This window comes from Streptomyces sp. FIT100 (assembly GCF_024584805.1).
Lineage (GTDB): Bacteria > Actinomycetota > Actinomycetes > Streptomycetales > Streptomycetaceae > Streptomyces.
Genome location: NZ_CP075715.1, coordinates 7,048,315 through 7,068,455, shown reverse-complemented (window position 1 = coordinate 7,068,455; position 20,141 = coordinate 7,048,315). Strand labels below are relative to the sequence as shown.

At 72.7% G+C, this 20,141-nt stretch carries 16 protein-coding genes; 9 read left to right on the top strand and 7 right to left on the bottom strand.

Going from position 1 to position 20,141, the window contains the following annotated elements; all coding sequences use genetic code 11:
• Positions 1 to 236 precede the first annotated feature (236 nt).
• Positions 237 to 800 carry an NUDIX hydrolase gene (locus tag KK483_RS31555; protein WP_262008623.1) on the top strand — a complete coding sequence of 188 codons (564 nt, stop codon included), beginning with the start codon at positions 237 to 239 and terminating at the stop codon, positions 798 to 800.
• Positions 801 to 825: 25 nt separating this feature from the next.
• Positions 826 to 2,490 (top strand): sigma-70 family RNA polymerase sigma factor, encoded by a 1,665-nt coding sequence (locus KK483_RS31550; protein WP_262008622.1) that lies wholly within the window; start codon positions 826 to 828, stop codon positions 2,488 to 2,490.
• Positions 2,491 to 2,533: 43 nt separating this feature from the next.
• Here the strand turns inward: KK483_RS31550 and KK483_RS31545 are convergent, their stop codons facing one another.
• Positions 2,534 to 3,070, bottom strand: a complete 537-nt coding sequence (locus KK483_RS31545) for a nuclear transport factor 2 family protein (RefSeq protein ID WP_262008621.1) — start codon at positions 3,068 to 3,070, stop codon at positions 2,534 to 2,536.
• Positions 3,067 to 4,269 carry a S9 family peptidase gene (locus KK483_RS31540; protein WP_262008620.1) on the bottom strand — a complete coding sequence of 401 codons (1,203 nt, stop codon included), beginning with the start codon at positions 4,267 to 4,269 and terminating at the stop codon, positions 3,067 to 3,069. Before KK483_RS31540 ends, KK483_RS31545 begins: the two co-directional genes overlap by 4 nt.
• A gap of 599 nt (positions 4,270 to 4,868) precedes the next feature.
• Between KK483_RS31540 and KK483_RS31535 the strand changes: the two genes are divergently transcribed.
• The 7 genes from KK483_RS31535 (at position 4,869) to KK483_RS31505 (ending at position 14,532) form a co-directional block, all read left to right on the top strand.
• Positions 4,869 to 5,096: a type A2 lantipeptide gene (locus KK483_RS31535; RefSeq protein ID WP_262008619.1), complete on the top strand. Its 228-nt coding sequence runs from the start codon at positions 4,869 to 4,871 to the stop codon at positions 5,094 to 5,096.
• Between the two features lie 95 nt (positions 5,097 to 5,191).
• Positions 5,192 to 6,091 carry an HlyD family efflux transporter periplasmic adaptor subunit gene (locus tag KK483_RS31530; RefSeq protein ID WP_262008618.1) on the top strand — a complete coding sequence of 300 codons (900 nt, stop codon included), beginning with the start codon at positions 5,192 to 5,194 and terminating at the stop codon, positions 6,089 to 6,091.
• Between the two features lie 137 nt (positions 6,092 to 6,228).
• Complete coding sequence (locus tag KK483_RS31525; RefSeq protein WP_399016241.1) at positions 6,229 to 8,346, top strand: NHLP family bacteriocin export ABC transporter peptidase/permease/ATPase subunit; 2,118 nt, start codon at positions 6,229 to 6,231, stop codon at positions 8,344 to 8,346.
• A 43-nt stretch (positions 8,347 to 8,389) separates the two neighbouring features.
• Positions 8,390 to 11,218, top strand: a complete 2,829-nt coding sequence (locus KK483_RS31520; RefSeq protein ID WP_262009768.1) for an NHLP bacteriocin export ABC transporter permease/ATPase subunit — start codon at positions 8,390 to 8,392, stop codon at positions 11,216 to 11,218.
• Positions 11,219 to 11,393: 175 nt separating this feature from the next.
• Entirely contained in the window at positions 11,394 to 12,008 is a 615-nt protein-coding gene (locus tag KK483_RS31515; protein ID WP_262008617.1) for a ParA family protein, read from the top strand.
• Complete coding sequence (locus KK483_RS31510) at positions 12,005 to 12,232, top strand: hypothetical protein (RefSeq protein WP_262008616.1); 228 nt, start codon at positions 12,005 to 12,007, stop codon at positions 12,230 to 12,232. Before KK483_RS31515 ends, KK483_RS31510 begins: the two co-directional genes overlap by 4 nt.
• Before the next feature lie 260 nt (positions 12,233 to 12,492).
• Complete coding sequence (locus tag KK483_RS31505) at positions 12,493 to 14,532, top strand: DUF1996 domain-containing protein (RefSeq protein ID WP_313879492.1); 2,040 nt, start codon at positions 12,493 to 12,495, stop codon at positions 14,530 to 14,532.
• 86 nt (positions 14,533 to 14,618) lie between these two features.
• Here KK483_RS31505 and KK483_RS31500 read toward each other — a convergent pair whose 3' ends face one another.
• The 5 genes from KK483_RS31500 to KK483_RS31480 form a co-directional block, all read right to left on the bottom strand.
• A complete protein-coding gene (locus KK483_RS31500) occupies positions 14,619 to 15,806 on the bottom strand; it encodes a S1 family peptidase (RefSeq protein WP_262008614.1) in 1,188 nt (395 codons plus the stop codon).
• 187 nt (positions 15,807 to 15,993) lie between these two features.
• Positions 15,994 to 16,638: an ATP/GTP-binding protein gene (locus KK483_RS31495; protein WP_262008613.1), complete on the bottom strand. Its 645-nt coding sequence runs from the start codon at positions 16,636 to 16,638 to the stop codon at positions 15,994 to 15,996.
• The gene (locus KK483_RS31490; RefSeq protein WP_262008612.1) at positions 16,619 to 16,996 is read right to left on the bottom strand and encodes a DUF742 domain-containing protein; all 378 of its coding nucleotides are present in this window, start codon (positions 16,994 to 16,996) and stop codon (positions 16,619 to 16,621) included. The genes KK483_RS31495 and KK483_RS31490 overlap by 20 nt, the downstream gene beginning before the upstream one ends.
• On the bottom strand, positions 16,989 to 17,417 hold the full coding sequence (locus KK483_RS31485; RefSeq protein WP_262008610.1) for a roadblock/LC7 domain-containing protein: 429 nt from the start codon (positions 17,415 to 17,417) through the stop codon (positions 16,989 to 16,991). The genes KK483_RS31490 and KK483_RS31485 overlap by 8 nt, the downstream gene beginning before the upstream one ends.
• Positions 17,414 to 20,095 carry a nitrate- and nitrite sensing domain-containing protein gene (locus tag KK483_RS31480; protein WP_262008609.1) on the bottom strand — a complete coding sequence of 894 codons (2,682 nt, stop codon included), beginning with the start codon at positions 20,093 to 20,095 and terminating at the stop codon, positions 17,414 to 17,416. Before KK483_RS31480 ends, KK483_RS31485 begins: the two co-directional genes overlap by 4 nt.
• Positions 20,096 to 20,141: the final 46 nt, after the last annotated feature.

Here is a 20,141-nt window from a genome sequence, read left to right as displayed (position 1 = left end):
CTCGACCCAGCCCGGTGCGCCCAGCCCGGTGCGCCCAGCGCGCCCGGCGCGTCCGGCAGTTCGGCGCCGGCGAAGCTGCGGCCCTGCCGGAGGGAGTACACCGCGCCCTCGGGATCCGCGACGACCGCGAACCGCCTTCCTCGAAGTCGCCCATCGGCCCGGTGATCAAAGCGGGTCCGTGAACGGTACGCCGGGTCCTCCTCGGCAGCTTTTCGACAGCCCGTACGATCGCCCCCATGGTGACCCACTCCCCTGCCGAACGCGCCGAACCCGCCGAACGTGCCGCACGCGCCTTCCCGGCGCCGAACGGACTGACCGGTGTCGGCATGATCGTCGTCGATCCGGGCGGCCGCGTCCTCCTCGGTCTCGCCCACAACGGCCGCTGGGAGCTGCCCGGCGGCAAGGTCGACCCTGGCGAGAGCTTCGAGGAGGCGGGGGCGCGGGAGCTGGCCGAGGAGACCGCGCTGCGGGTGCGGCACCAGGACGTACGGATCGTCGCCGTGGTCCTCGACGGCGCGCCGGGCATGCCGAGGGTCTCGGCGGCGGGCCTGGTCACGGACGCCCGCGGCGAGGCGGAGGTGACCGAGCCGGACAAGATCGTGCGCTGGGAGTGGCACCGGCCGGAGGCCCTGCCCACCGAACTGTTCCCGCCCTCCGCCGCCGTGCTGCGCGCCTGGCGGCCCGGACTGTCCCTGCCGCCCGTCGCCGCACACGTCTATCCGGTCGGCGGCCCGGTTTCCGTTATCGCGGCGGAGGCCGGGCGTCTCCCCTGTGTCGGAGGAGACGGGCTCCCGAACTGAAGGACTGAAGGAGAGTGGACACCGCGTGAGCAGCGAACGCGAAGCCGCGGCCATCACGGCGGCACGGGCCGGGGACCAGCAGGCACAGGACCGGCTGGTCGCCGAGTACCTCCCGCTGGTCTACAACATCGTGGGCCGCGCCCTGAACGGCCACGCGGACGTGGACGACGTGGTGCAGGAGACCATGCTCCGCGTCCTTCGCGGTCTGGGCGGGCTGCGCAGCCCGGAGAACTTCCGCAGCTGGCTGGTGGCGATCGCGATGAACCAGATCCGCGGCCACTGGCGGGAGCGCCGGTCCGGCGCGATCCCCGCGGGCGGCGGTCTGGAGGGCGCGTACGGCAGCTCGTACGACGGCACGTACGAAGGCACGTACGACGTCGTCGATCCCGGTGCGGACTTCGTGGACCTGACCATCACCCGGCTCGGTCTCTCGGGCCAGCGGCGTGAGACCGCCGAGGCGACCCGATGGCTGGACGAGGACGACCGGGCGCTGCTCTCGCTGTGGTGGCTGGAGGCCGCCGGGGAGCTGTCGCGGGCGGAGGTGGCCACGGCGCTGGAGCTGACGCCCCAGCACACGGCGGTACGGGTGCAGCGGATGAAGGCCCAGCTGGAGACGGCCCGTGTGGTGGTCCGCGCGCTGGCGGCGGAGCCGCGCTGTGTGCTGCTGGAGCCGATAGCCGCCGCCTGGGACGGCATACCCTCGGCCCTCTGGCGCAAGCGCCTGGCCCGCCACGCCCGCGACTGCACGGTCTGCGCGGGCCACTGGTCCGGCCTGGTGCCCGCCGAGGGCCTGCTCGTGGGGCTCGCCCTGGTGCCGGTGGCGGCGTCGCTGGCGGGCAGGTACGTGGGGACGTTCGCGTCGCCGGGGCTCGTCGGCACGGCTTCCGCCGCCGCCGGCCGCGGGCCGGGCGGGGCCGCAGCGGCGGGTGGTGGCGACCCTTCTGGCGCCGCCGCCCCGGCCCGTACGCGGGCGCGCCGGGAGCGGGCCAGACGCCGCCGCCGTACGACCGCCGTGGCCGCCGCCGTCGCCGCGCTCGTCACCGGCGGCGGAGCGGTCCGCCTGTTCACCGCCCCGGACGCGGACGAAGCGCCGCCCGCCTCGGTCGCGGCCCCGGCCTCCCCGCTGCCGCCCTCGGCACGGACGAGCCCGTCGCCGGCGTCCCCGAGCCCTTCGGCCTCCGCCTCCCCCTCGCCGAGCCCGAGCAGAACGCCCGTCACGCCGAAACCGGCCCCCACCACGGCGAGACCGAAGCCGAAACCGACCCCCACGCCGCAGCGGCCCGACCCCGTGCCCGAGCCGCCGAGCGGCGGGCCCGCCCAGCAGGTCCTCGCGCTCGTCAACGCCGAACGCGCCGAGGCGGGCTGCGGCCCCGTCAGCGCCAACGGCAAGCTGGCGACGGCGGCCACCGGCCACTCGGCCGACATGGCCGCCCGCGACTACTTCGACCACACCAGCCCGGACGGCGAGGACCCCGGCGACCGCATCACCGCGGCGGGCTACAGCTGGAGCACGTACGGCGAGAACATCGCACGCGGCCAGCAGACGCCGGCCTCGGTGATGGAGTCCTGGATGAACAGCCCGGGCCACCGCGCCAACATCCTCAACTGCTCCTTCAAGGAGCTCGGCGTCGGCATCCACGACGCGTCCGGCGGTCCGTGGTGGACCCAGGCGTTCGGCACGGCGCTCTGACGGGCCGTGAGCCCCGCCGGAGTGCTCAGCCCGGCCTGAGTGCTCAGCCCTCCGCCAGCCGGTTGAGCGGACCGCCCGCGAGGGTGGCGCGCTGGTCCGTGACCACGGGCAGCCCGGCCATGGTCCCGGCGTCGAGGAGCCCCGTCTGCGCGAGGACCGACGCCTGGTCCCAGTAGATGTGTTCACTCGCGACGAGGGGGCCGTCGAAGGACACGACGGCGATCACGGCGATGGTGACCGGCAGCCCGGTGGGGGCGACACCGGGAAGGATCCAGGGCACCGGGATGTCATGGGTGAAGGAGACGAGCATCTCGTCGACGATGCGGTCGGGTCCGGTGGTGCGGGTGACCGGCGCGATGGTGAAGTCCTGCGGGTTGTGCCCGATGAACCAGCGCCCGTAGAAGTCACGCACGGCCCGGCGACCGCGGGCGCCCATGGCGGTGGGCACATGCAGCACGACGGGGTCGTCCGTCATCGTGGCCATCGTCGCGTCGACGTCCTGGGTGTCGAACTCGCTGGTGGTGTGGAGGTCCCAGACGCGCTCCAGCTCGGCGGCCGGCGTGCGGGGTGTGCTGGTCATACGGTGTCTCCCGGGAGGGTGGTGTCGAGCCAGTCGAAGACCCGCTGGTCGAGGAGCGAACGGTTCCATGCCTCGCAGTGGCCCCCGGCCCCGTCGTCGCCGCCGAAGCGCACGAGGGTCTTCGGGCCGCCCAGCGCGTCGTGGAGCCGTTGTGCCTGCGCGGCCAGCGGGTCCTCGTCGTTCGCGACGACGAGCGTGGGGCAGGTGATGCGCCCGGCGACGCCGGACAGCCGGAAGCGGTCCATGGCGACGAGGTACTCGCCCAGCGAGTCCAGTCCGTGCGCCCACAGGCCGCGCTGGACCAGGCGCCAGTGCGTGACTGGGTCCTCGGTGAGCGGGGCGAGGACGGCGTCGAGCGCCTCGGGGTCGGCGTCGGACAGCCCGCCCGCGAGCTCCGGCGGGAGGCGCATCACGTCGACGAGGTCGAACTGGCCGGGGTCCGCCACCAGCGCCGCCACCCGGTCGTCGCCGGAGACTCCGCGCGGGGCGAGATAGCCGCCGAGGCTCCAGCCCGTCACGGCGATGCGGGAGGCGTCGACCTCCGGCCGGGCGGTGGCGTAGTCGATGACCGGGCGCAGCACGGTCTCCCAGTCGGGGCGCAGGTGCAGTCCCTGCTCGATCAGCGCCCTGCCCTGGCCGGGGCCGTCGACGAGCAGGCAGGCGTAGCCGCGGCGGACGGCGGGCAGGGCGTGCGCCCCGTACATCTCGTGGAGGTTGGAGTCGTAGCCGTTGACGGCGACCACGGTGGGCCGGGCGAGGGTGCGGTCGCCGTCCGGGAGGCACAGGCAGCCGGGCAGGCTCGTGCCCTCGAAGGGGATCTCGACCAGCTCCACGGGCCGCTCCGCGAGGGCGGCATGGCGGGCGAAGCAGGCGCGCTCGCGTTTGAAGGTCTCGGCGAGCCGCGGGTCCACAGGGGCGCCGAAGAGCGGCTGGTAGGAGATGCGGTAGTAGGTCGTCGCGCGCCAGAACCCGTCCGCGGCGCTGACCCGGTGGCCGTGTGCGGCGCTCGCCTCGGCCGCCGCGGCGACCCGGGCGGCGGTGGCCGTCCAGGCGCGGTGCCAGGCGTCGCGGTCGCCGTCCGCGATGTGGGCGGCGGTCGCCGCGCATTCGCCGTACTCGGCGGCGCCGCGTCCGATCAGCGCCAGCGCCCGCTCGGTGTGCATCTGGAACAGCGGGTCGTCGAACAGGTGCAGCTGCATGGGCGGTCCTCAGCGCGGGGCGGCGGTGCGGTACGGGGACGTCGGGCCGTGGCGGTGTCCGACCGATCCTTCACAGGCCCGTGCCCGCCGGGGGCCGAGGCGCGCCGGGCGCGCGGCCAACCGGGCGCCCCGGCCGGGGTGACCGAGGGCCGAGGCACGCTACTGGAGGGTCGGCTTCCACATCTTCCGTAAACCTGCACACCGAACACTCAACCGATGCACAGGAGCTGAGCCTCGCTCACCTCTCCGTGCCGGCCGCCGCCGCATGCTGGGCATTGAAACCGGAGTGTCCGATTCGATGCCGAACGACCATTCCCACCGGACGGAATCGGGGCGGTGAAGCTTGTGAAGGAGTCGGTCCCGACGCGTGGACGCGCCTGCACGCGAACGCGAATTCCGTGACCGCAATACCCCTGACGGGGAGTCGCCCGATTGGCTGTGCGACGCGTCGGCGTGCTTTGATCCTGCGCACTGCGGGAGTTGCACCGAAGGGGTCCGGTTCACCGGGCGCCGAGGGCACGACCGCCGACGCGGCCGGATCGTTATCCGGCGGGATCGGCCGCGGCCTTTGAGAAATATCCACACGAAGGGAAGCTCTCATGAACTTCACCCCCCAGGTCGAGACCGCTGAGATCTCCGACGCCGACCTCGACAACGTCTCCGGCGGTCTGCACAGCTCCGTCGTAAACGGTGTGGTCGGCAACGCGACCTCCACCCTCGAGTCCGTCGCCCCGGTCTCCGGCGTGGTCGGCACGGCCGTCAGCGCCGTTGAGGGCGCCACCGGCCTCAACACCGGCGCCGTCACGGGCCTGGTCGCCGGTCTCTGAGACCCGCATGCGTGAGCCCCGGAACGGTCAAGGTTCCGGGGCTCATCGCGTCATCGTACCCTGACCCGGACATTTGCAGGCGAGGGAAGAGTTTCGTGCAGTTCCGCCAGAAGGCACTTTCCAAGCTGCAATCGCCCGAAGAAATAGATCTGCCGGTGCGTTTCGCCCGGCCGCAGGGCTGGCTCGTGCTGGCCGTCACCGTGGCCGTCATGGTCGGCGCGTCATTCTGGTCCGCCTATGGATCCGTTTCGTCCACCGTCAGCGTTCCGGGCATTCTCACGCACGGGCAGGGCAGTTATGTCCTGCAGAGCCCGGTCGCGGGCCAGGTGACCGAAGTGCTCGCCGAAGAGGGCAAGCAGCTCCCCGCGGGAGCGCCCCTCCTGAAGGTCCGTACCGCTACGGCGGGCGGTGAGCGGCAGGACGAAACCGCGGACGACACACAGCAGGGCGGATCCGGCGGCGAGGAGAACGGTGGGGAGAAGGGTGAGGAGAATTCCGACACCGTCGTACGCACCATCGCCGCGGGCCGGGTGACTGCCCTCGTCGCCACCATCGGCGCCGTCGTCACCACCGGCGCGAACGTCGCGGTCCTGGAGCGGGTGGAGGACGCCGGGGCACCGCTGATGGCGATGCTCTACCTCCCGGCCGGCAACGGCACGGCCGTTCCCGAGGGCGCCCGCGTCGACCTGGCCGTGCAGTCCGTGCCGGCCCAGCAGTACGGAGTGCTGCGGGGCACGGTGAAGGCCGTCGGCCGGAGCTCGCAGTCGGCGCAGCAGATCGCCGGTTTCCTCGGCGACGGCCAGTTGGCCGAGCAGTTCTCGCAGCAGGGCCGGCCCGTGCCCGTCCTCGTCGAGCTGAACCGCTCCTCCCGTACGAAGTCGGGCTACCGCTGGTCCTCGCAGGACGGCCCGCCCTTCGCGATCGGCTCCATGACCCTGGCCACCGGCTCCGTCCACCTGGCCGACCAGCGTCCGATCGATTGGCTGCTGCCGTGACCGCCGCCCCCTCCCCCACCCGGGCGGCCGGCCGTCGCCGCGCCGCCAACCCCCGCCGCGCGCCGAAGCCGGGCCGGTCCCGCGGGCCCGAGCGGCTGCCGAAGCCGAAGAGCGTCCGCACCCCCACCGTCCTCCAGATGGAGGCCGTCGAGTGCGGCGCCGCCACGCTCGCGATGGTCCTCGGCCACCACGGCCGCCATGTGCCGCTCGAAGAGCTCCGCATCGCCTGCGGTGTCTCCCGCGACGGCTCCCGGGCCAGCAACATCCTCAAGGCGGCCCGCAGCTACGGCCTCCAGGCCAAGGGCATGCAGATGGAGCCCGCCGCGCTCGCCGGGGTGCAGGGGCCCGCGATCCTGTTCTGGGAGTTCAACCACTACGTCGTCTACGACGGCATGGGGCGCCGCTTCGGCCGCCGCGGCGTGCACATCAACGACCCGGACAAGGGCCGCCGCTTCGTGTCCATGGAGGACTTCGACACCAGCTTCACGGGTGTCGTCCTGGTCCTCGAGCCGGGTGACGGCTTCCGCACGGGCGGCCGCCGGCCCGGTTTCCTGCGCTCCGTGCCCGCCCGGCTGCGCGGCACCACCGGCACGATGCTCGCCGCACTCCTCGCCAGCCTGCTGCTGGTCGCGGTCGGCGCGGCGCTGCCCGCGCTGAGCCGTACGTACATCGACATGTTCCTGGTGGGACGCCAGACCTCGCTGCTGGGCGTGCTGTTCGCGTCGATGGCCGCGATGGTGGCGCTGACCGCCGTGCTGACGGGGCTGCAACAGGCCAATCTGCTGCGCGGGCGCGTCATCGCGTCCACCCTGAGCAGCGCCCGCTTCCTGCGCCATCTGCTGCGGCTGCCCGTCACGTTCTTCGCCCAGCGCAGCCCGGCCGACCTGGTCCAGCGGCTCCAGTCCAACGACGCCGTCGCCGAGACCCTCGCCCGCGACCTCACCGCCTTCGGCGTGGACGGGATCGTGGTCGTCCTCTACGCGTTCCTGCTGTGGACGTACGATCCGCAACTGACCGTGGTCGGCGTGCTGATCGCGCTGCTCAACGTGGTCGCGATGCGGGTGGTGGTGCGGCTGCGGGCGACCCGTACGCAGAAGCTGCGCGCCGACAGCGCCCGGCTGACGAACACGTCGTACACCGGCATCCAGCTCATCGAGACGATGAAGGCCACCGGCGGCGAGAACGGCTACTTCCGCCGCTGGGCCGGACAGCACGCGACCACGCTGGAGGAGCAGCAGCGGCTCGGTGTGCCGAGCGCGGCGCTGGCCGTCGTCGCTCCGACCCTCGCGACGCTCAACAGCGCGCTGATCCTGTGGATCGGCGGCATGCGGGCCGTGGAGGGCCATATCTCGATCGGTCTGCTCGTCGCCTTCCAGGCGCTGGTGACCCGTTTCACCGCCCCCATCACCCGGCTCAACGGAATGGCGTCCCGGATCCAGGACTTCGCCGCCGACGTGGCCCGCCTGAAGGACGTCGAGAACTTCCCCGCGGACTCGCTCTACACCCGCCGCGAACCGCCCGCGAGCACCCGCCGACTGATGGGCCACGTGACGCTGGAGGACATCACCTTCGGCTACAGCCCCCTCGACAAGCCGCTGCTCACCGGCTTCTCGCTGTCGGTCGGCCCGGGGCAGCAGGTCGCGCTCGTCGGCGGCTCGGGCAGCGGCAAATCGACCGTCTCACGGCTGATCGCAGGGCTCTACGGCCCGTGGGAGGGGACGATCCGCATCGACGGCCGGCGGCTCGACGAGATCCCGCGCGGCGCGCTCGCGGCCTCGGTCTCCTTCGTCGACCAGGAGGTCTTCCTCTTCGAGGGGACGGTGCGGGACAACGTGGCGCTGTGGGACCCGTCGATCCCGGACGAGGCCGTCGTGGACGCGCTCAGGGACGCGGCGCTGTACGAGGTCGTCTCGCGCCGGCCCGGCGGCATCCACGGCCGGGTGGAACAGGACGGCCGCAACTTCTCCGGCGGGCAGCGCCAGCGCCTGGAGATCGCCCGGGCGCTGGTGCGCCGCCCCAGCGTGCTCGTGCTCGACGAGGTGACGAGCGCGCTCGACGCGCAGACCGAGCAGGTCATCATCGACAACCTGCGGCGGCGCGGCTGCGCGTGCGTGGTGATCGCCCACCGTCTGTCGACGGTCCGCGACAGCGACGAGATCGTCGTCCTCGACCACGGCTCGGTGGTGGAGCGCGGGCGCCACGAGGAGCTGGTCGCGCACGGGGGCGCCTACGCCGAACTGGTCAAGGAGCACTGAGGTGATACCGGTCCAGCAGCCTCAGGCCCCGCACGCCGACGACATGGTGCTCGCCGCGTTCGGCGGCCTCGGCGCGCCGGTCGACTGCTCGGGCCTGCGCAGCCTGTCCCTGGAAGGGCCCCAGGTGCTGTGGCTGGTCGTGGACGGCGCGCTCGACCTCTTCGCGGTCGACGCCGCCCAGCAGGGCCACTGGCACTTCCTCGGCCGGCTGGAGACGGGCACGCTGCTGCTCGGCCCGGTCGAGGGGCCCCAGCACACGCTGGTGGGCAGGCCGTTGCAGGGGTGCGTGCTGCGCCGGATCCCGCTGCGGGAGCTGTACCGGCCCCAGGAGTACGCCGACCCGTACGCGTACGAGCAGCAGTACCGCAGCCAGTACGACAGCCAGGACGGCACCCTGAGCCTGCTGGAGCACGCCTTCGCGCTCGGCGTCGGCCGCGGCCAGCGGGTGCTGTTCGAGGCGCCGCTCGACGGGCGGACGACCGACGAGGAGGCGGTGACCGACCAGGACATCCTGTGGCTGCCCGTCTTCCCAGGGAGCGTCCAGTACGGCGCGGCGTTCAGCGCGGACGCCGCCGCCGACCTGCTCGTGGACGGCTCGCTGTGGCAGCAGATGGTCAACCAGCAGTACCGGCTGCTGTCGGGGCTCGACCGCTGGATCGAGCGGCTCGAACGCGCCCACGAGGACCGGGCGGCGGCCGGCCTCAAGGCGGGCGAGGCGGTCCGCGCGGGCGCCGACCAGGCGCTGATCGCCTCGATGGGCCGCTCGCGCCGGACGGCGTCGGCTTCGGCGCCCGGCCGGGCGTCGGGGGCCACCGACGACGCGGCGTACGCCGTGTGCCGGCTGGTCGCGTCGGCGGCCGGGATCACGCTGGCCGAACCGCCCCGGGGCGGGCCGGTGAACGAACGCGTCGGCCCCGTGGAGCGGATCGCCCTCGTCTCCCGTGTCCGCACCCGCGCCGTCCGCCTCGACGGACCCTGGTGGCGGGAGAACAGCGGCCCCCTGGTCGGCGCGAGGGCCAAGTCCGGTGCGCCGGTCGCCCTGCTGTGGCGGCGCGGCGGTTACGTCGCGGCCAACCCCGCCACCGGCAGCAGGATCCGCGTGGACGAGGAGAACGCCGAGGAGTTCGAGCCGCGCGCGGTGATGTTCTACCGGCCGCTGCCCGAGCGGCCGATGACGGCCCTGGGGCTGATGCGCTTCAGCCTGCGCGGCACACGCCCCGACGCGCGCAATCTGGCGATCGCCGGACTGGTGACGGTCACGCTCGGCGCACTGGTGCCGATCGCGACCGGAAAGGTGCTCGGCGAGTACGTGCCGAAGGCCGAGACGAGCCTCATCGTCCAGGTGTCGGTGGCCGTGATGGTGGCGGGTGTCGTCTCCGCGGCGTTCATGCTGCTCCAGAACCTCACCATCCTGCGCATGGAGGGCCGGATCGAGAGCACCCTCCAGCCGGCCGTGTGGGACCGGCTGCTGCGGCTGCCGACGAAGTTCTTCGCCGAGCGCTCCACGGGCGAGCTGGCGAGCGCGGCGATGGGCATCAGCGCGATCCGCCGGCTGCTGTCGGGCGTCGGTCCGGTGATCGTGCAGGCGACCACGGTCGGGGCGATGAACCTCGTCCTGCTGCTCGCCTACAGCGTGCCGCTCGCCCTCGCGGCGATCGGGATGCTCGTCGTCATCGGCTGCGTGTTCCTGGGGCTCGGGCTGTGGCAGCTGCGCTGGCAGCGGCGCCTGGTCGAGCTCGGCAACAAGCTCAACAATCAGGCCTTCCAGACCCTGCGCGGACTGCCGAAGCTGCGGGTCGCGGCGGCGGAGAGCTTCGCGTACGCGGCGTGGGCGAAGCAGTTCGCGCGCAGCCGGGAGCTGCACCGGCGGGCGGGCAGGATCCGCAATCTGACGACGGTCCTCGACGCGGTGTACCTGCCGCTCTGCGCGCTCATCATGTTCATGCTGCTGGCGGGGCCCGCGCGGGGCAGCCTCACGGCGGGCGAGTTCCTGACGTTCCACACCGCGGTCACCATGATGCTCGCGTCGGTGACGCAGCTGACGGGCGCGCTGGTCTCGACCGCCGCCGTGCTGCCGATGTTCGAGCAGATCAAACCGGTGCTGGACGAGGCCCCGGAGGTGCGCGGGGCCAGCACCCAGCCCGGCGAGCTGTCCGGCGCGATCGAAGCCCGGAAGCTGTCCTTCCGGTACTCCGACGAGGGTCCGCTCGTCCTCGATGACGTGTCCTTCGCCATCCGGCCGGGCGAGTTCGTCGCGGTCGTCGGCCCGAGCGGCTGCGGCAAGTCCACCCTGCTGCGCCTGCTGATCGGCTTCGACAAACCGGCGTCGGGCAGCGTCCTCTACGACGGCCAGGACCTCGCCGCGCTCGACCAGGCGGCCGTGCGCCGCCAGTGCGGTGTCGTACTCCAGAACGCCCAGCCCTTCACCGGCTCGATCCTGGACTGCATCTGCGGCACCGAGCCCTTCACCCAGGAAGAGGCGTGGGAGGCCGCCGAGATGGCGGGCCTCGCCGAGGACATCCGCCGTATGCCGATGGGCATGCAGACCATGATCGCCGGCTCGGGCGCGATCTCCGGCGGCCAGCGTCAGCGCCTGATGATCGCCCAGGCCCTGATCCGGCGCCCTCGGGTGCTCTTCTTCGACGAGGCGACGAGCGCGCTCGACAACGCGACCCAGCGCATCGTCACCGAGAGCACCCGGGCGCTGCGGGCGACACGGGTCGTCATCGCCCACCGGCTGTCGACGGTGATGGACGCGGACCGGGTCGTGGTCATGGGCGACGGCCGGGTGGTCGAGGAGGGCCCGCCGGCCCAGCTCCTGGCGGACACGGGCGGGCGGCTGCACGAGCTGGTGCGGCGTCAGATGATGTGACAGCAGGGCCCTCGGCCGCCCTCGGCCGCCCTCTGCCGCCCTCGGCCGGTTTCCCGGGTCCCGCCGACTGCCGGTGCTGCGTGCGGGTGAACGGCCGGGTTCCGCGCTCGCGCCGGACCCCCTGAGTCGATCACGCCCGTTATGGTCGGCTCTCGTGCCTCTGAGCTGTGCCTTTGTGAATCTGAAGCCGGGAGTCGGCAAGACGACCAGCGCCGTGTGGCTGGCCCACGCGCTGCACGAGTCGGGTTATTCGCCGCTCATGGTCGACGGCGACCCCGCCTCCTCGGCGTTGCGCTGGAGCGAACTGGCCAACGGCTTCCCGTTTCCCGTCATCGCCCTGCCCGTGGGGGACGTGCACCGCCGTGTGAACGACTTCCTGGGCGACCGGCAGGCCGTGGTGCTCGATGCCCCGCAGCTGGAGGACCATCCCCGCATCGCCCGCAGCATCATGAGGTACGCGAGCGAGTGGATCGTCCCGGTGACCCCCGCCCCCATCGAACTGGACCGGATGGCACCCATCCGCTCCGAGATGGACGACGTGCAGTCCCTGCGCGCGGAGCGGGCCCGCAGCGCCGTCCTCCTCAATCGCACCAATCGTCCCGACGCCACCCGCACGGGCCCCGACGCCGACGCCCGCGAGGCGCTCACCGAGTGGGGATTCACGGTCCTGGACACCCAGATCGCCCGGCTCGAACTGTACGCCCAGTCGTTCGGAAGCCGGGTCCGGGCGGAGGGGTCGGCGTACATGGACCTCGCCGACGAACTCATCAAGCGCGAGGAGCAGGCATGAGCGAGCGGAAGGACAGGTACCGCGCCGCATTGTCGCGCGGGGAGGACGGCGCCGGGCGGTCCGCCAAGGTCGCCACGCTGCAGAGCAGATACGTCCAGGTGACCATCGAAGTGGATCCGGACCTCCAGCGCGACCTGACGCGATGGACGGCTCCGGCGGTCTCCGCGGTGATGGTGGCCGGCACCACCGTCCTGCGCACCCTGGGCCGGGCGGTTCGTCTCTGACCGCGAGCCGGCGGCGGCACTGCCTTCTCCGATCGGCCTCGGACGACAGGCGGGCGGTTCACCGGACGTTCGTCGCCAGGAACTTCTTCACACGCTGAACACATCACCCGTCCCCTCCGTATCCAGGTCAGCGCTTCCCCCACGGCCGGCCGCCGTGGCTCAGGGCGGACCGGTGATGAAGCAGAGGAGTCGGAATGGGACATTCAGCGAGAAGACGTTCAAGAGGCGGCAGAAGAGCCTTCGCTGCCTCGATCGCCCTGATGCTGGGCGGCGGTGCCCTCATCGCGGTCAACTCCTATGCCTCCGCCGGTGAGGGGTGGGGCGCCCCGCCCGGCGGTGAGCAACAGCAGAGCGAGACCCGCAGCGCCGGACCCGCCGCTTCCACCATCAAGTGTCCTGAAGTCGCCAACGGACTCCCGGAGGTGCCGGACGCCGCGCGACCCGAGGTGGATCGCGAACTGGCGGCGCTCGACACCCAGATCACCGACGCGTACGAGCGGTTGATGGACGAGAAGGAGCAGATCGACAGGGATCCGCAGTTCGCCCGGAACGCCGTCCTCGATCCGTTGCGGGACAAGCGCGCGGCGTCCGTCGACCGCATCGCCATCGCCATCGGCCGGGTGTCGGGGGAGCGTCCGCCGGGCCTGGAGGCGCTGGCACCCTGCACCCTCCAGGTGGACGACCAGGGCCAGGGCCAGGGGCAGGGGCAGGACGAGGGCGATGCTCAGAACGGCGGGGACCAGGGCAACGGCGATCAGGGCAACGGCGGCAACGGCAACGGTGGACAAGCCGGCAACGGCCCCGAGGCGTCCGACTTCGTCGACATCCGGACCGTACAGCCGAACGTCCGCGAGCCCGATGAACGCAACGACGCCTCCCGCGGTGTCTTCTCGACCGACTGCGGCGTCAACGCGAACGGCAAGTTCAATCCCGACAACGTGATCGTGGCCCCCGGTGTCGGCAACGGTGCGCACCACATGCACGACTACGTGGGCAACCAGGCGAACGACGCTTTCGCGAGCGACGACGACCTCGCCAACGGTGAGACCACCTGCCGTGACCAGGGCGACAGGTCGACGTACTACTGGCCCGTGCTGCGACTGCAGAACGGCCAGGACGAGAACGACGCGAATGCCGACGGCGGCGGCAAGGACCGCAACGTCGGAGAGATCCAGACCCCGGCCCAGGTCACACTGGACTTCGTGGGCAGCCCCGTCGGCAAGGTGACCGCGATGCCCCGCTTCCTGCGCATCATCACGGGTGACGCCAAGGCGTTCGTCAACGGGAACGCGAACGCCAATGCGTCCTGGAGCTGTACGGGATTCGAGGACCGGCAGCTTAAGGACAAGTACCCGATCTGTCCCGAGGGCAGTCAGGTGGTCCGCACCTTCACGTTCCAGAGCTGCTGGGACGGTCAGAACACCGACAGTGCGAACCACCGCACCCATGTCGCCTTCGCGGACGGGAACGGCCGCTGCCAGAACGGCTTCCGGGCCATTCCGCAGCTCGTGCAGCGAATCGTCTACGACGTACCGCCGCCGCTCTTCGACGGGGAGAACCCCAGCGTCTTCGCGGTCGACTCCTTCCCCGAGCAGCTGCACAAGCCGGTCACCGACCACGGCGACTTCATCAACGTCTTCGACGACGACCTCATGCGGGAGCTGGTCGACTGCATCAACGAGGGCCTCACGTGCGGCCCCGACGGCCAGGGCGCCCCTGCGCCCGGCGACGGGCAGGAGCCGGGCAACGGGCAGGAGCCGGGCGACGGGCAGGAGCCGGGCGACGGGAACGGCTCCGGTGGCGGTTCCACCGAGCTGCCGGACACACCGGATCCGGATCCCTCCGACGAGGAGCAGAAGCCCGTGGAGGAGAAGCCCGCGGACGAGCAGCCCGCAGAGGAGACCGGCGGCGCTGACCCCACCCCCAAGGCGCAGGAGCCGAAAGCCGCGTACGGGATGGCTGCGGCCACTCCTCGCGCCCGGCCCGCGCCGGACCCGGCCCCCGAGGTGCAGAAGCCCGAGGTCGGGGCAGGCTCGGCTGCCGCCACGCCCGACGTGAGTCCGCCGACCGCCGCGGCAGGGGCCGACGCCGCCGCACCCGGCGCACAGAGCACGCCGGAGTCCGATGGGAACGCTCCTGCGGCGAACAGCGCCGGCAATCCGCAGGCCGCGGGAGAAGGTGGCGGGCTCGCCTCCACAGGCGCCCGGCTGTGGCCTTCGGCGGCCGGAGCCCTGCTGCTCGTCGGCGGCGTGGTGCTGCTCCGGATGGGCAACCGCCGCGAGGGTGCGCGTCGCCGGTGAGGCCGGCTCGACCCGACACCGTGATCCGCTGACGTGTCGCGCGGCTGCCCTTGCCTCAGGGGCTCAGGGGCAGCCGCGCGACGGTGTCATGCGGTGTGCAGCGTCAGCCCGTACCGGCCGAGGATCTCGTTGACCGGCTGGAACCAGGTGTTCCCGCCCGAGCTGCAGTTGCCCCAGCCGCCGGAGGTCACGCCCTGGGCCTGGTCGCCGCTGATGAACGAGCCGCCCGAATCACCGCCCTCGGCGCAGACGTCCGTCCTGACCATCTCGTGCACGGCGCCCTGCTCGTAGTTGACGGTCTCGTTCCTGCCGAGCACCGTGCCGCAGTGCCAGTGGGTGGTGGAGCCCGAGCGGCAGATCGACGTACCGACCGGCGCCTCCCACGAGCCGCGGACGAGCCGGTCCGGCGTGGTGCCCCAGCCGAGCACGACGGGGACGGTCCACCAGCCGTAGCCCGTGCTCACCCAGGCGTAGTCGTCGCCGGGGAAGGACGAGCCCTGGAACCAGCCCATGTCGGAGCCGTCCCAGCCACGCACGAAGCTGCCGGGACCGCCGCAGTGGCCGGCCGTGACGAATCCGCCGTGCACCGAGAAGCCTATGGAGCAGCGGACGTTGCCCGTGTAGTACGGATCACCGCCGACGACCCCCGCGGCGTGGGTGACCGGCGTATCCGGCACGGTCTCGGCCTTCACGGGCCCGGCCCCGCGGGCGCGGTCCAGGAAGGCGCGGACGCGCGGGTCGTTCCGCTCGCCCGCGACGACACCGACGACGACCGTGTTGGCCTGGGGGTCGACGTACCAGTTGCTCACCCCTGCCGGTGCGCCGAGCGCGTCGATGCGCTTCTTGGCGGCGTCGAGCTGTGCGGCGCTGTGCCGGACGATCCGGACCGCGGCACCGGTGTCCCGTACGGCATCCGCCTTCTGACGGTCCGCCACCGCCACGATCAGCTTCCCGCTGTCCGCGTCGAACCACGATCCCGCGTACGAGGTGCCTGCGGCGCGCTGTGCCTTTCTCTCCACGGCGAACGCGGCCTTCTCCTGCGCCAGCCGCTCGCGCGCCTGCTGTTCGGTCAGCCCCAGGTCCCGCTGCATGGCGGAGAGCAACCCGGGCGAAGCCGGCTGGGGCGTGGGGGTCCCGGCCGCGGCGGGGGCGAGTGCGGCGCCGCCCCACGTGCCGAGGACGAGCAGAGCGGAGAGGCCGAGGCGTAAGCCGAGCCTGCGTCTCGTCGTGTGTCTCGTCGTGTGTCTCGTCGTGTGTCTCGTCGTGTGTCTCATCTTGGTGCACCCTTCGGCTGTCCGATGAAGTGGGGGTGGAACACCAGCTTGTGAGAGCGCTCTCAACTCCCCGTTACGACAGCACCGGTGGCTGAGTTTGTCCAGACCTACCGGGCCTCCACGACAGGACCGCACCCCGGGGCACCCGTCACACAGGCTTCCCTGCAGCGCCCCGGGGCACCACCCGTCACACCGGTTCCGGTGCCACGTCGGCGGCCGCGAAACCGCCTGCCAGTTCGATCAGCCTGATCAGGACCTCCTTCCCCGACTCGCGACGGCGCGCGTCGCACAGCACCACCGGCGTCCCCGGGTCGAGGTCCAGCGCCGCCGCGACCTCCGTTGCGCTGTAGTCCCGGGCGCCGTCGAAGCAGTTGACGGCCACGACGAACGGCAGCCTGCGCCGCTCGAAGTAGTCGACCGCCGGGAAGCAGTCCGGCAGCCGCCGCGTGTCGGCGAGCACCACCGCGCCCAGGGCGCCGCCCGCGAGCTCGTCCCACAGGAACCAGAACCGGTCCTGGCCCGGGGTGCCGAACAGGTACAGCGCGAGGTCCTCGCCGAGGGTGATCCGGCCGAAGTCCAGTGCCACGGTGGTCGTGCGCTTGTCGGCGATCCCGTCCAGCCGGTCGTCCGACCGGCCGGCCTCGCTCAGGACCTCCTCCGTGTTCAGCGGCCGGATCTCGCTCACACTGCCCACGAACGTCGTCTTGCCGACCCCGAAACCCCCGGCCACGAGGATCTTGAGGGCGAGGAAGGACGCGGGCGCGTCGGCCGGCGACGGCGCCGGGGCGTCGGCGGGCAACGGCGCGAGCGCGTCAGAGGGCTCGGAGTCCATCGATCACTCTCCTGAGGATGCGTGCTTCGGGGAGTTGGGCCGGCGGGACCGGCGGGGTGGCCCGGATCAGGCCGGCTTCCAGCAGATCGCCGAGCAGCACCCGTACGACGGTCAGGGGCAGTCCGGAGTCGGACGCGATGTCGGCCACCGGGTGCGGGCGGGGGCTGCACAGCCGCAGGATCGCCGTCTGCTCGGGCGGGAGCACCGGGTCACGGCCGGCGTCCGGCGGCACGGCGTGGATGACGGTCATCAGATCGAGGCGGTCACCGCCGGGCCGGGCCCGGCCGACGGTCACCGCGTAGAGGCGCACCAGCGGGCCCGCCTCCTCGTCGTACCAGCGGCGGCCGGGGTCAGTCATGGACGCGTGACGTCACACCGGTCTCGCCGCGCGCTGGAGTGCCGAGGTGGGCACCGACCCGCTTGACCAGCCGGGCCATCTCGTACGCGACCAGGCCGACGTCGGCGCCTGCGCCGCTGAACACCGCGAGGCAGGAGCCCTCTCCCGCGGCGACGACGAACAGGAAGCCGTCCTCCAGCTCGACCAGGGTCTGCACGACCCTGCCCGCCCTGAAGTGGCGTCCGGTGCCCTTGGCGAGGCTGTGGAAGCCGGAGGCGATCGCGGCGAACCGCTCTCCGTCGTCCCTGGTCAGCTCCTTCGACGTGCCGACCGGGAGGCCGTCGCCGGAGAGCACGACCGCGTGCCTGACCTCGGGCACGTCGGCGACCAGTTCCTCCAGTAGCCAGTTCAGTTCACCGGAGCGGTGGGGGCTGGCGGTCATCGGCTCTCTCCTTCGCCTGCTGTCTCGTTCTCGCTCTCCCCCTGCGGCCGCGGTGCCGTCCTGGCGGTCCTTCCGCGCGTCCAGCCCGCGCGGAAGGACGCCATGGTGGCGCGGGCCTGCTCGGGGGTTCTCCCGGTCCCCGCCGGCGGCGGCTCGTACGGTTCGGCCTCGTCGGCCAGGCCGGGCGCCGGACCTGCCTGGCGTACGCGACGGGGCAGTTCGGCACGGCCGGTGGGCGGTGGGGGGTCTCCGGCCGCCGGGGCCGGGGCCCCGGTGCGGTGGGACGGTTCGCCCAGGGCGTGGACCCGGATCGGCGCCACCGGGGCGGTCGGGGCGGTCGGGGCGGTTGGGGCAGCCGGGGCGGTCGGGGCAGCCGAGGCGGCTGGTTCGGCGCGGGGCGCGTCCGGCTGTGCTGCGACCGGTCGGGCCGCGTCCGACCGGGCGGTGCCTGATCGGCTCGCGTCCGACCGGGCAGTGCCTGATCGGCCCGCGTCCGATCGGGCAGTGCCTGATCGGGCCTCGTCCGACCGGGACCCGGCCGCGTCCAGCCGGGCAGCGTCCAGCCGGTAGACGTCCGACCGGGCCGCGTCTGCCGGGACTTCGGCCGCGGGCTCATCGCCCGCCGAGGCCGTCACCGCCGGGGCCGCCTCCCTCAGGTCCCCCCGGTCCCGGTCCGCGCGAGTCGCCTGGCGCGGAACGGTCCCGCCCCGGCGGGGCAGGCCCACGGGCGTCTCGGGGACCGGCTCCGTGTCCGAGTGCCCGGCGGCGTCCTCGATCGCCTCGCCGGCCACCTGCCCGGCGAGCAGCACCACGGCGACGACGCCTCCGTACACCGACGGTCTCAGGGCCACCCGTACGTCCAGGCGGTGCGCCAGCCGGTTCACCACGAACAGGCCCAGCTGGCCGCTGTCGAGCAGGTCGATCCGCTCCGTGTCCTCGATGCGCCGGTTGGCCTCTTCGAGTGCGGCCCGGTCCATTCCGAGGCCGCGGTCCTCGATCTCCAGGGCGATGCCGGACCCGACTCGCTCCGCGGACACCCGCACCTTGGTGTGCGGGGGCGAGAACACCGTCGCGTTCTCGACGAGTTCGGCGAGGAGGTGCGTCAGGTCGGCGACGGCCACGCCGGGCAGCCGGACATCGGGCACCTCCACGATCTCGACCCGGTCGAAGTCCTCGACCTCGGAGACGGCGGCGCGGATGACGTCCATGAGCGGTACGGAGTGCCGCCAGCCGCGCCCCGGTACCGCGCCGGAGAGGATGATGAGACTTTCCGCGTGCCGGCGCATCCGGGTCGTCAGATGGTCGAGCCGGAAGAGGTCCTCCAGCTCGACCGGATCCTCGTTGCGGCGCTCCATGGTGTCCAGGAGCGCCAGTTGGCGGTGGAGCAGCGCCTGGCTGCGGCGGGCGAGGTTGACGTACACCCCGGAGATGCCGTGCAGGACCTCGGCCCGCTCGGCGGCGGCGCTGACCGCGGCCCGGTGGACGGCCACCAGCGCGGAGCCCACCTGGCCGACCTCGTCGTCGCGGTGCGCGCGCAGCGGTGCGACCGCGTCGATGTCGACGGGCTTGCCGGCGTGGAGTTCCGCGATGGTCCTGGGCAGTTCGCGTCCGGCCAGGCGGAGCGCGGAGTTGCGCAGGTCGATCAGTTCGACGACCAGGCCCCGGCCGATCCTGACCGAGATCAGCAGCGAGAGCACCACGCCCCCGAGACCGAGCACGACGGCGACGCCGGATCCGCCCAGTACGTCGAAGGAGAGCGGCTCCGCGCTGTCGGCGGCGCCCGTGCTCGCCTGCTCCTGCGCGAGTGCGAGCTGCTGGAGGACGTCCCCGGCGGGGGTGCTCCAGCGGGCGGACGAGGCCAACGGCCCGGCGTCCGCGGCGTTGCCCTCGCGGCGCAGGCCGTCCTCGACGGCCCGCAGTTCGCGCATCGCGCTGCCGGTGAGGATCTCGCGGTACGCGGCCGCGTCGGCGGGCCGCAGCTCGTCCACGGAGGCGGCGAGGAGCTGCCGCTGGGTGTGGACGGCGCCGGCCAGCTCCAGGTACTGCCCCTGGGTGATGCGGCCGGCCGTCTGCGCGGCGCCCAGCAGTGCGTCCTCGCGGGCGATCATCTCCCTGGCCCGCGCCAGTTCGAGGACGACGCGCGCCGCCGACGCCGTGTCGGGCGCGTGCATCCCGGCGAGGGAGCCCTGCATGGCGAAAGCCCGGCCGATCATGGCGTTGTAGGCGTCGTAGGCGTCCTGCCATCCGGCGTCGCGGCCGCGCAGCTGCTCGCGCAGCGTCCCGAGACCGTCGATGCCGGTCAGCAGGAGGTCGGTGCGGCCGGCGAGGGCCGCGCCGGAGGCTTCGGTGTCCAGGCTGCTGTCCCGGACCCCGCGACGGAGCGCGGCGGCGGCCGCGTCGGTGTCCTTCTCCCGCTCGGCCAGGCTCTCGGCGCGTTCGTCGCTGGGTGCGGCGATGTGGCGCAGTGCGGCGGAGCGTTCGGACTGCACGGCGGCGACGAGCGAGTCCACGGGCTTCAGGAGGGTGGCGTTGGCTTCTTTGTACTGACTCAGCTCCGAGACGCTGCGTGCGGTGGTGACGGTGGCGAAGGCCCACAGCGCCATCAGGGAGACGGCAGGGACCATCAGCAGACAGACGATCTTCGCCCGGATCGAACGTGGCACCAGGAGTGTGCTCATCAATTCCTCGAGCTGTCGGGGGCGGGTGGTTCGGTGGGGACGGTGG